This is a genomic window from Legionella qingyii, assembly GCF_003990155.1.
In the GTDB taxonomy this organism is placed as follows: domain Bacteria; phylum Pseudomonadota; class Gammaproteobacteria; order Legionellales; family Legionellaceae; genus Legionella; species Legionella qingyii.
Genome location: NZ_RZGX01000002.1, coordinates 128,703 through 140,597, shown reverse-complemented (window position 1 = coordinate 140,597; position 11,895 = coordinate 128,703). Strand labels below are relative to the sequence as shown.

The window sequence follows — 11,895 nt, the reverse complement described above, 5'->3', positions numbered from 1 at the left end:
GCATTACTTTATGAGATTGATTCAACGCACAGGAGGGCAAGGATTAAGCTGCATTGTGTTGAGGAACGGTAGAAGACAAGCATAAGCTAGACCCATGCTTGTCTTGTATTATTTAAGGTTGCATATCCAAACTACATTTAGGTGTTTCAGTGGGTTGCGGTTTAGGTGAATTCGCAAAGAATCCTTTTTCTGCAACAAAAAGTCTATTTGCTAGCCCCGCTTTATTTTCTGTATTCGCTGTTTGTTGACCAGGAATAAACGTAATCTTCTCCACGTTTTTCGTGTTCTTTATACGTTCTTTCACCTTAAAATTATCTGCTTTCAAAGCATCCAATAAATCATCTGGAACTGCTATCTTATAAGCGTTTTTATCATCGAGGCTAAAGAGCTCACCTTGATAATTCAGTCCATAGCGTGAAGAAATAATCCCTTTATCGGTACTGGATACGAGGGTAAACGTGAGCATTCCAGGTACTTTGGCACTACTTTCTCGGATCACAAAAGGATAATCATGATGATTTTCCAGAACTGTTTTAACCTGCGATGCATCTGCTACAAAATAAGGACTTTTGGTAATTTCCTGGTAAAGAGCTTGCCCTGTTGAAATTTTTTCAGCCTTGGGAGCATCTTGAATTACAGGCTTTTGTACCTTTTCTTGATTTTCGGAAGATTGTTTTAATAGTCCAAAATGCATGGTCAAAGTAGCAACTAATCCTTCAGGAAGAATCTTTAATTCAATTTGTTTCTGCTCATCAACTGCAAATAATTTACCCTCTCTATCCAAACCATATCTTATACAATTAATACCCTGGTCTGTCATCTGAGCTGCAGTGAAGGTGAAAAAACCGGGAATCGCAAGTTTACTTTGATGGACAGCAAAAGGGGCATTGGGTTTTTCAGTAAAGAATCTATTTACATCTTCGTGATCGATAAATAATCCACGATTCGCAACTTCCTGGAAAATAGACACTACTTTTTCTACAAACTGATCTTGTATCGTAAATTCTTTAAGGGATTCTGCAAAATCGTCTAAGGCTTGAAGATTTTCATGCATTATTTTGAGACAGAATCTATATTTGGATAGGGGCGCTCCCACTCCAGAAATTTCTGCTTTTAGGCTAACATCCTCTCCTGCATAAGCATGTAAACGTAAACGTACATTCTTAGGTATCAGATGTGGATGTTTGGTAAAATAATCTTTTAAAGTAAACAATATATCAAGTCGATCATCAAAAAAATCGAATATTATTTCTTCGTTCGGATGCTCTGTTGCCGCTTTTTGCATCTGTGCAAAAAGAATGGTTCTTTTAAATTCATCTACTTTGTCCACGTCCAAAGATACGTGTTTATGGATATTCTTATCAGAGTCCATCCACGTATTATTGTTAATCTCATCCATGATGCGATTGAATGAAGTACCACTTTCCAAGTCTCCTTCTATATCCGCCAGCATTAATGGATCCAGGTTTATACCGAGGTCGCTACAAATAGTTTTTATTGCCGGGCAACAAGAACCTCTAAAATTATACATAAAACCACTATTCATTAGATCTGTAAAATAATCTTGCCTGGTAGAACCAATGAATGCGTAGGCTGCTGAAAATTTGGCATTTTCCTTTTTAAGCCTATTAAGGAACGTTCTGTTTTTAACAAGAACCGCATCACCCAGATGTTTGCTAAAATTATCATGTGGTAATGCAGCGTAATCCCTATTAAATAAACATCCATCAAAATCAAAAGATAAATAGCGTATTGACATTTTTGTACCTTAAAAAATTTAATTAATTCAAAATGAAAAATAATCAAGTGTTAAATTATTCTTAAGGAATCGTATCAACTTGGGATGGATATCGATGTGATGAGATGATTTAAGAGAGGGAGCAACAAAATAGAGAAAAAACTTAACCATTAGGTTGAGTTTTTGTTTAACACCGCAGATACACTTAAAAATCTATTCAACAAATCCAGCCTATTGATTTAAGATCACTTAAGTTGTACCAGTCCTCCGCTCATACAGAATTTGGTTGTGGGCGTTTATATCCCAGTATTCGTATGAATGTTTTAAAAATGACGGCATTTTATCGTTTAATTCTTAAGATAATATTAAATCAATTGATCTTTTTGTGCATTAATTAATCTATCATTTGTATTTGTGCTAAATTTGTATAAATGGAATGGACAATGCTGCGCAGTATCCTTAGTTCATAAACATGATTGAGTCTTCACGCCAGACAAAATGGATGTGCAAAATGAGCGATTTTGATACAGTTGCAATCGAATTTGATTTAACTCAACACAGCATCAAACAAGTTGCTCTTGATGAGTTGAGAATTAATACCCAAGAGAAAAACAAACTTTATTGGATTCATAGTAACTTAAATCAAGAGGATGCTTTTAATCAATTAGTAGAAATACTAAGACTACCCTCCGATGTAATTCAATTATGCGCTGAGGAAAAAAACTCATCTAATCTCATTGATAATGATAATGCACTAACATTGCAAATTAGATGTTTGGCTTCACTTGAGTTAAATGATAATAACGAAATCAGTTTAGATAACTTGGTAATTCATCTTACCTCAAATTATTGTTTTACTGCGTCACATGAGCCTCTACCTGTTTTATTTGAATTCTTTAATAATTGCTCAAAATCCGTTCATTACGCTAAAACGCCTGGTTTTATCTTATTTTTATTTCTTGAGGGAATTATTAATGATTATGCTAAGGTTCTTTTTCATTATGAAGAAATAGCAGAAGAATTCGATTCTTTATTACAAACCGCTCACGAGAATATTTATAAAAATGTCGCAGAGGTAAAGCATCAAACGCTGCTAATCAAGCGTTATATGATTGCAATAAGGGAAATTTTAATGCGAATTACTAATCGCAATATCCTTGTCATCTCAGAGAAGTGCCGTTCTTCCTTATATAATTTATCGAATCATAGTCATCTTATCATCAATGAAGTGGATTCAATTCGTGAGTTACTCAATAGCTTATTAGGACAAATCGATAATGAGCTGATGCAAAAAATGAGTGAAACAATGGCCGTACTCACAGCCTTTGCCGCTATTTTTTTGCCGTTAACATTAATTACTGGAATTTACGGAATGAATTTTGACTGGATTCCTGAATTACATTGGCAATACGGATATTTTGCAGCACTAGGGTTAATATTTATCTGTGCAATATTTCTGTATCTTCTTTTCAAAAAGAAGAAATGGCTGTAATCAGAGCACGAATTATTTGAGGATATACTCATAAGGGAGCAGGCATATCTTCACGTTGTTTGCGGAGTTGCTTGGCCAGTAAAGAGCGACCACAATCGATATAGGCAAATGCATGAGCAAAATCTCTGAGTTCCATAGTAAAAGTGGACTGTTCCACCGGTGAGATAGTGAGCTTTGCTACTCCATTTTCATGCCGTTCTATAGAATGTCGTCCCCCATAAAAGAAGTAATGAGAAAACCAATTGCGGTTTTCATGATGCGGATTGCGAAGAATTACAAATTTACGATGAGATATTTTACTTTCTTTAATGCCAATCAGTGCATAGGTATGTTGCATGGTAATCCCCGCGGGTGGATCTTCTTTCGGACTACAGACAATCGGTTTTTGTTCTTCATGAGCATTTTTTAATGAAAGAAACAATGTTTGCTCATCATAACTGTATTTGTTTTCCTCTGGTAAAACTGCATATTGATGCAGCCATTGTTCTACAGCTGCGATTGCTTTAACGGGAGGATTAATGCTCTGAACCATTCGCTCCTTCATACAGGCAATGAAGGCCTCTTTCGTTAAAAAGGGATGATTTTTGAGTAATTGCACAAAGTGTTTTTGATGCAAATTGACCCAATTCCACCATGCGTCCAATAATTCAGGTTGATTGCCAAAAACATATTGGTGCATATTGGGAATACTGACTAATTTATCATATGGGCGTAAAAGAAAAATTAAAGAGTAAATATCTTTACCATTACAGCCATAAATTACTTTTTTATATAATTCTGCAAGAGAACACTCCGCTTGTTTCGAAGTTGCGATAGAATCATTAAAACCACCAAGAAACGCTTTTAAAGCAGTTCGACTATCACCGCTTGTTAAGGTTTTATTGTAATTACCTCCCATAAAAGTAACATAAGCCTTTTCCAGGAAACGTACCCAAGTCGGCCCTGAACTCAAAATCCCCCAGGAAGTAGGAAGTGATTTTTCAAGAATAAGCCATTGTGGCTCGTCATCCTTAAAAAAACGAACATGGATTTTATTATTTTGATCAATCATTGCCTCACGAATATATTGTTCTCCATTGGGTAAAGCAATGATGGCATTGATCACTGAAAGAAGATAACAATCACCACTACGAGCACCTTGAGCAACATGAGAAATAGATAGTTTTTTTGGATAAAGAGGTGCATAATTTTTTTTGTGCTGAACCCTAAAAAAAGAATATTCTCCAGTAGGATTAACACTTGTTTTAGGTTTTGCAATTTGTAATTGCTTATCAGATGGTTCGTTTTTAATAGCCTTATTTTCCATAATTTGGGTGTCCCTTTTGCATAAGTAATAAAGACACATAGGAGTTCCTTCCTCTCTTCTTTATAGGACTTACGAAAAACCCTCATCTCTTCGTTAAAAAATGTTTTTAATTCGATCATTTAGTCTATCTAAACGCCCTCATTAAAAACATTTTTTGCCTCGACCTTGGAGTTTTTCGTAAGTCCTGATTTAGTGTAGAGCATTTAAATTGGTTTGCGCGACGGATAATATGTTAATTGTGTGATTATTAAATATAAAATTTAATATTTAATTGGTCAATGTGGGTAATAATTATTTTTAAAGCTCATTTATAAATAAAAAATTGATTGTCAAAGCAGTGTTCGTTATCTCTTATACGAGGCACAAAGATGGGACTGATTAATGTCAGCGGAGGAGCTGACCCCCATCAAAGTCATGGCAATACTCATTTCGTTGCGAATCAGATCGAGCATATGCTCGACTCCTGCTTGTCCTCTTGCCGCTAAAGCATAAACAGTGGGTCTACCTATGAGCACAGCTTGAGCACCCAGAGCGAGCATGCGCACAACATCAAGTCCTGAGCGAATTCCTGAGTCAACGAGAATCGTGAGGTCAGAACTTACTTTATCTGCAATCATGGGAAGGGCTTTGACTGTAGATAATACACCATCTAGCTGTCGTCCTCCGTGATTCGAGACGATAATTCCATTTGCTCCGAATGTTATGGCGTCTTTTGCATCTTCTGGATCAAGTATTCCTTTTATGAGCACAGGTCCTTTCCAAAAATTACGTATCCATTCCAAGTCCGACCAGCTAAGTGAGGGATCAAAATTGTTATTCAACCACGCGATATAATTTTCTAAACCAATCCTTTTATGCAAATAGGTTGATATATTTCCCAAATCATGCGGACGTCCCATAATGCCTACGTGATAAGCCCATGAAGGTTTCAACATGGCTTGTAAGAAACGACGCTCGCGAGCAAATGGACCAGACATGCCTGAGTGGAAGTCTCGATAGCGTGCGCTAGGTGTCGACATATCTACAGTGAATATGAGGTTGGTTACACCACAGGCTTGGGCTCGCTCAAGCACATTTTGCATAAAACCACGATCTTTAAGTATATAAAGCTGAAACCAAATAGGTTGGGTGCTTTGGCTGGATACTTCCTCTAAAGAACATAGCGAAACTGTAGACAGCGCAAAGGGTATGCTTTTTTGGGCCGCTGCTTTGGCTACTTGTACCTCGCCACGTCGAGCATACATTCCTGTAAGACCTACAGGGCTTAAGATGACTGGCATTGCCAGTTTTTGTCCTAAGAGTTCTGTTTCAAAATTGGGGTGTCCTACATTTCTTAAAACACGTTGGCGCAATGTTACCTTAGCAAGATCTTCGATATTCGCTTTGAGTGTTTGTTCCGTAAACGCACCACCTTCAATGTAATCAAAGAGAAACCGAGGTAATTTGCGTCGAGCGGCTTCCCGATAATCAGCGATAGATGAAATGATCATAGTCACGTCCTATTTGTAAAACAAAAATTCCTAATTTTAAGAGGGTACTGTTTGTTTATTTTCCAGCAGAGCAAAAAGTCATACCCTATCAAATAACGGCTCAAAAGCACTATGTTTTCTGATTTATAGTACTACGACGAGGCGTTAACAAAGCCAAGACAATCGCGATAATAAACAACGCAGGGACGTCTCCATATAAATGTGCAAAATGCTGCGGGTAATAAAATGATTGGATGGCCATAATGCCACCATGCACAATACTGGACCAAACGGTAAACCAGATTAAACTTAAATGTTGAAGCGGATTTTTTGCTGCTAGGAGTAAGAACACCCCTAATGTTGCATAAACACCTAATATCATTTGCAAATAGACGTTTTGTCCGGATTGGTGCCAAGCCCATCCAGATGGCCAGAAAAAGGTTAAAGGGTATATAGCGAAGATAAAAACCAGTCCAAAAATAACCAAGGCAATTCTGAGCATTCTGAAATCATTTTTAGCGTCCATGATAGCTCCAGTTGAAATGCATCGCTATTATCATTATAGCAAGAGGAATTTGATTCAGGATCTTTTAAGATTGCTTGTAGATAACAGAAAATCTGTAGTTAGGATGAAACGTAGTGGAACCCGGGTTACAGTCCTTCGGACTTGCACCCAGGCTACAGTTATTTTGCAAATTGGGGTAGATTCTCTAATTGCGTTTTCACAAGCTTTGTAAGGGTATCAAGCATTTGTTGGCATGACTCAGGATTTCCCGGAGATTGTTTATAGATAATATTTGCTATAAATGCAGATAGGGCCTGAGAGATTACATTATTACTGCGAAAATGAGGTGGTAGTTTTTCCACGGATTGAACCAAAGAAGTCAATAAGTTTTGTCCTATAAAATTCATCGCTTTGGAGTAGTCTTCATTGGTTAACGCTTCAGCAGGTCGGGCGTTTTCATCTATTGTCATGTTATATCCTGTAATTTTGATGAAGAGGAATTATAGAGTTTGCCGCAAATCACTTCAATGCCTGCTGTTGTGGCATCATAAACTTGAGTAAGCAATAGTCCTTTATTGCGTATAGTTTTTACACTTAATAATGAATTAACATTTACAGTTTGCCGATGAGAGATGGGTTGTATCCGAGAAATCATTATCAATTTGTTCATTGATTGTTTGGTTTGATTCTAGCTCATTTATATTATTAACAGGAGAATAGACACCATGACCCGCTTTGGGATGCCTGGATTGAATGCCCTGATGTAATTGCCCTATAGGATCTAATATGATTAAATCGCCTTTCCCTGTTAAGTTAAAAGCGACACCGCTACCAAATAATGGAGTAGGTTTAGCCCCTTCTTGAGTTAATAATTTGAATGTTTGTTTGTAGCATAAACTGGGTTCATCGGTATTACTTCCTGTCCCTACCAAAGTAACTTGCCCAGCTAAGTCTGACCATAAGAGCTCCCTACTTACAAGCTCTTGGATGTCGGAAAGAATTCGATCTAATTCTTCCTGAACGGTTACTTTAGTTGTTCGAGCGCCAAAAATGTGGCCAATATAATAACAATGAGCTCCCTTTTCATCCTTGATGACAGCTAAAACAGCAGTACAGTCTAAAATACCTTCCGTACCCAAGACATCTAAATCGCCGTCTTTAAAACCGGCGCCTGCATCGGCTCCTACTCGATAACAGGTCAGGCCTTTCATGCTTGGAAGTTGATCCGAGTTAGGTTCAAAGAAGAGTGAAAAATCCTTGCATTGCTCTATGAGAGAGTTGATTTCCAGCTCTTTCTCATCTGTCTGTTTCTTCTTTAGGCTTTTCAATAATATGTTGGCTCGCCAATATTCTTTTTCATCAAGATTTGACAATAATTCGATAGCCTCATCAAGCTTTTTATATTGCGATAGGGTTGTGTAATAATTTGATATTTCATGAAGTCTGATATTTCCTATATCCAACAGAACCATTTCATCTCTATCTTTAGTTACAGTTATCGTCTTCATGATATTGCCTTTTTACAAATTGGCTTTTAATTATACATACAATGCGGTTAATGTGCAAAAACAAGGCCAATTCGATCAATTTTGATTCTTTTTGATTGGTGAACTAATTCGTGGCAAAGTAGGCGGTGATTTTATTCTGAGTTGTCATGTGGCACTTATTGTTTATTATCTTATTGAATTTCAGAGAAAATCACATACCTAAAAACGAAGAATGGCTTAAATCTCGAGGATTATCCGATACTTTATACTTTTAGGCGCTGTCCTTATGCGATTAGAGCAAGAATGGCACTCACATATTCAAGATAATTTATGAATGTACCCATTGCGCCAAAGCATGAATTCCTGCTTTTAAATCCTCCTCATTGCCCCCAAATGACAAGCGCACATAACCTTCTTTGCCAAATGCAACGCCTGGTACAAGGGCTACATCTGCTTTTTCTAAAGCTAGTTTACAAAACTCTTCGGAGTTCAGTTTTTTAAAACCTAGACTTTCTATGGAAAGAAAAACATAAAGTGATGAGTCAGGTGGTTTTATTGTTAAGCCCAAAGACTGATGCAAAGCCTTAATGAGAATATCTCTTCTTTTTTGCATGCATTGTTGTACCCAAGTGCTTACCTGATTTATTTCATTTAATGCAGCAATGGCTGCCCATTGACTTAAGGTGGTTACTCCACTTGTACTTTGGCTTACTAATGCAGTTAATGGCTGGATAATAGACTGGGGGGCAAACACAAAGCCGATTCGCCAACCGGTCATGGCAAAATTTTTTGAACAACTTTGAATAATAATGACGCGATCCTGAAATTGGGGGAAGGAACCACAGGATATATAAGCATGCTTATCATAGGTGAGGGCACTATATACTTCATCTGCAATAATTAATAGATTCTGCTCGCGAGCAATTTGCAACAATTCAGCAAGCTCCGACTCAGTGTACAATGCACCTGTTGGGTTCGTCGCATTATTCAAAATCAAAATTCTGCTTTTAGAACTGCATGCATTTTTGAGTGACTGCGGTGTCAATTTCCATCCTTCGGTTTCGTGGGTTTCAACGATGATGGGTACCCCTCCAAATAATTTAGTTATGGCTGGATAAGAGACCCAGTAGGGGGCTGGAATAATGACTTCATCGTCCTCATCAACCAATAATTGCATTAGCAAATAGATTCCTAGTTTCCCACCATTAACCACAAGACAATTTTCTTTTTTGAAGGAACAACCAAATGATTTATTCATCCATTCACTTGCAAGATGCCGTAGTTCTGGAATTCCGGATACAGGTGGGTAGAGGGTATTTCCTTCTTCTAGAGCACGTATGGTGGACGTGACAATTGAGGGATGGGGTAGAAGTTTGGGCTCACCTACACTTAGGTTATAAATTTTAATTCCAGCATTTATTTTTTGCTGAGCCAATGAATTAATTACAACAGTTGCTGAATTCTCAGGTACATGTTTTGTTCTAGAATAATTCATTATTTTTGTACCTTTCTAGAATTTGAGATGATGATTTTGAATACACGATTAATAAATTCTTCTTGCAAGTGGTACTGTTTGGATAAATGTTCATAATACTCAAACAATTGTTTTTCACGCGAATGGTCAGTTATTTTTTTTCCTTCTTTCGATTTTAAAATGCCAATTTGTTTCGACAACTCTTGACGTTTTGCTAATATTTCAATGAGGTTTGCATCTGTCTGTTCAATTTTTTTTCTCAATTCTTCGAGCGTATACATGATGTTCTCCTTACTTGAGAAGAGTTGCGTTATCAGTATGCTTTTTTACCAAGATAAACGCTGTTCGATTCGGTTTACTGTCTTGAATATCGTCCGCTTTTATTTCTAAACCATACAGTTGTGCACAACGTGCCGGTGCGATAACTGCCGAATGGGCTGGTAATATTCCTTCTGCCAAATCTTTTGCTGCTTTTGCGGTATCAATCCACTCGATTTGTTCTATATCTTTAAATTGTTTTTGCAGAAAATGGCGACATTGAGCGAGTCCTTGAGGGTGTGACACGATGTGGGTAATTTGGTGGCATTGAACACCAGGTCTTACAAGCAAACATTGATTGATCTCATGCCATAATTCATCAATGGGGGTAAATAAATGCTTCCCCATTGCCAAAAATGAGGGTTTTACCAAGCCTCCTAAAAGATTAACAACAGGTAATATGCCCAAATCAATGGTTTCATTTTCAATAGCATCAAGAACACCTTCCATATCCAGTAAGTGAACAAGGGCTGGGGCAATTCCTTTTTGCTTGGCATAAATCAGGGCCGCTTCTTCAGAAAACGAGCCCGCATCACCAGAAATACCAAATAAAGTAATCATGCAAGTGCCTCCTTGCATAATTCTGCTTTCTCCAATGACCGCAACTCAGCTAACTCCAACAAAAAGTTTTCAGTTTGCTCCCAACTTAAACAAGGATCGGTAACCGATAACCCGCCTAAATCAATGTTCTCAGGATTTATAGAGTCAACTTTTTGATTCCCCTCTTTGATAAAACTTTCAACCATGAATCCTTTGACCAATTGTTTTAAATCAGGGTATTTTTTAATGCTTTCTAAAACGCTTAAAGCAATTGAAGGTTGTAAATGATGATTTTTTTTGCCTTCTATCAGACAATTATCGTGGCTAACATCAACGATGACCGAAGGGTTAACGATTTGATGCATATCCATGTAGCGTTTTACTTCGTTAAGATGCGCAATGGAATAATTAGGGGCATAGTTTGAGCCACGTAAAACCATATGAGCATGATGATTGCCATGAGTTTGCACTTCATAACCATCAAATACTGCGACGTGAGAGTGTTGGGAGGCAATAATACTATTGACGCCAATCTCTAATGAACCATGGGTGGGATTCTTTAATCCTACGGCACAGTCTAAAGACGAAGCAAAAATTCGATGCTCTTGATCTTCGGAGCTGCGGGCACCAATCGCTACCCATGAGAGAAGTTCAAGGAATCCTTTGGCGTTATGAGTAAATAGTGCTTCATCGGCAATTGGAAGTCCCATTTCGATGACTTTAATCATCATGTCCCGGGTGTATTTTATTCCTGCTGCAATATCCGGCTCAGAAAATAAATCAGGTTGGTTTACGGGGCCGGTCCATCCCTTAGTCGTACGAGGTTTTTGAATATATACCCTCATGATTAATTTTAATTCGTGTTTTACTTTCTCATTCAATTGCACTAATCGGTTGGCGTATTCCAGAACAGCCTGTTTGGGCCAGGCCGAGCAAGGACCAACAATCATTAAAAGACGATCATCACGGCCTTCTAAAATAGCTTTTACTTCTTTTCTATCGCAAGTAATTTGCTGATGGGCAGAAAGAGACAAAGGAATTTCTTGAAGGATTGATTCTACAGGAGGTAGTTTTTTTAAGACTGAATAACTCATGATACCCTCCTGCAATCAATAAGAACTGTGGAGCATTTGGGCGGGCGAAGGGACTGCGATTGGTGGTGCATGATATACACTCCTCTTTGGGTTCTCTCCAACTCCCATGCTTTTTTTTGTCTGGGAATTTGGGTACCAAAACCCCCAGACTATGCTGGGGGTCGGAGTGTTAGTTAATTCTACCGACCACCCAGCTGCAGGCTAAAATAGCTAAAATAAAAAAAGCAAGCAAAGGTTTGTGGTAACCCTGCTTTTTCATTTAACTCGTGGTGTACAGTAGAACGGGACATTAAAATTTCACAAAATTAGTTGTACTATTAATGTACAAATATACAGCTTGGTGATAAATATGTCAAGTTATTGAGATATAAATTGACTCTTTTGAATTGATAAATCTACAAAACATCTTTGCAATTAGAGCTCTATCTAGTTTAGCTACCCAGGTTATGACTTGCCAGCGACGTGCAATGGG

The 11,895-nt window shown here is 37.7% G+C and carries 11 protein-coding genes; 1 reads left to right on the top strand and 10 read right to left on the bottom strand.

The annotated features are described in order from the left end of the window. Nucleotides 1–112: 112 nt before the first annotated feature. Nucleotides 113–1,759, bottom strand: a complete 1,647-nt coding sequence (locus tag ELY20_RS01855; protein WP_110141069.1) for a hypothetical protein — start codon at nt 1,757–1,759, stop codon at nt 113–115. A 490-nt stretch (nt 1,760–2,249) separates the two neighbouring features. Between ELY20_RS01855 and ELY20_RS01850 the strand changes: the two genes are divergently transcribed. Beyond that, nucleotides 2,250–3,230 carry a magnesium transporter CorA family protein gene (locus ELY20_RS01850; RefSeq protein WP_165831556.1) on the top strand — a complete coding sequence of 327 codons (981 nt, stop codon included), beginning with the start codon at nt 2,250–2,252 and terminating at the stop codon, nt 3,228–3,230. 28 nt (nt 3,231–3,258) lie between these two features. Here ELY20_RS01850 and ELY20_RS01845 read toward each other — a convergent pair whose 3' ends face one another. The 9 genes from ELY20_RS01845 to ELY20_RS01805 form a co-directional block, all read right to left on the bottom strand. Beyond that, nucleotides 3,259–4,575, bottom strand: a complete 1,317-nt coding sequence (locus ELY20_RS01845) for a C2 family cysteine protease (RefSeq protein WP_233590472.1) — start codon at nt 4,573–4,575, stop codon at nt 3,259–3,261. A 305-nt stretch (nt 4,576–4,880) separates the two neighbouring features. Continuing rightward, complete coding sequence (lldD, locus tag ELY20_RS01840; RefSeq protein WP_110141070.1) at nt 4,881–6,026, bottom strand: FMN-dependent L-lactate dehydrogenase LldD; 1,146 nt, start codon at nt 6,024–6,026, stop codon at nt 4,881–4,883. Nucleotides 6,027–6,135: 109 nt separating this feature from the next. Further along, nucleotides 6,136–6,531, bottom strand: a complete 396-nt coding sequence (locus ELY20_RS01835) for a DUF6632 domain-containing protein (protein WP_110141071.1) — start codon at nt 6,529–6,531, stop codon at nt 6,136–6,138. A 158-nt stretch (nt 6,532–6,689) separates the two neighbouring features. Beyond that, nucleotides 6,690–6,980, bottom strand: a complete 291-nt coding sequence (locus ELY20_RS01830) for a hypothetical protein (RefSeq protein WP_110141072.1) — start codon at nt 6,978–6,980, stop codon at nt 6,690–6,692. A gap of 135 nt (nt 6,981–7,115) precedes the next feature. Continuing rightward, entirely contained in the window at nt 7,116–8,018 is a 903-nt protein-coding gene (locus ELY20_RS01825; protein ID WP_110141073.1) for a hypothetical protein, read from the bottom strand. Between the two features lie 307 nt (nt 8,019–8,325). Continuing rightward, nucleotides 8,326–9,492: a pyridoxal phosphate-dependent aminotransferase gene (locus ELY20_RS01820; protein ID WP_110141074.1), complete on the bottom strand. Its 1,167-nt coding sequence runs from the start codon at nt 9,490–9,492 to the stop codon at nt 8,326–8,328. Further along, entirely contained in the window at nt 9,492–9,752 is a 261-nt protein-coding gene (locus ELY20_RS01815; RefSeq protein WP_110141075.1) for a chorismate mutase, read from the bottom strand. Before ELY20_RS01815 ends, ELY20_RS01820 begins: the two co-directional genes overlap by 1 nt. 10 nt (nt 9,753–9,762) lie before the next feature. Continuing rightward, nucleotides 9,763–10,350: a prephenate dehydratase domain-containing protein gene (locus ELY20_RS01810; protein ID WP_110141076.1), complete on the bottom strand. Its 588-nt coding sequence runs from the start codon at nt 10,348–10,350 to the stop codon at nt 9,763–9,765. Continuing rightward, nucleotides 10,347–11,423 carry a 3-deoxy-7-phosphoheptulonate synthase gene (locus tag ELY20_RS01805; RefSeq protein WP_110141077.1) on the bottom strand — a complete coding sequence of 359 codons (1,077 nt, stop codon included), beginning with the start codon at nt 11,421–11,423 and terminating at the stop codon, nt 10,347–10,349. The genes ELY20_RS01810 and ELY20_RS01805 overlap by 4 nt, the downstream gene beginning before the upstream one ends. Nucleotides 11,424–11,895 lie beyond the last annotated feature (472 nt).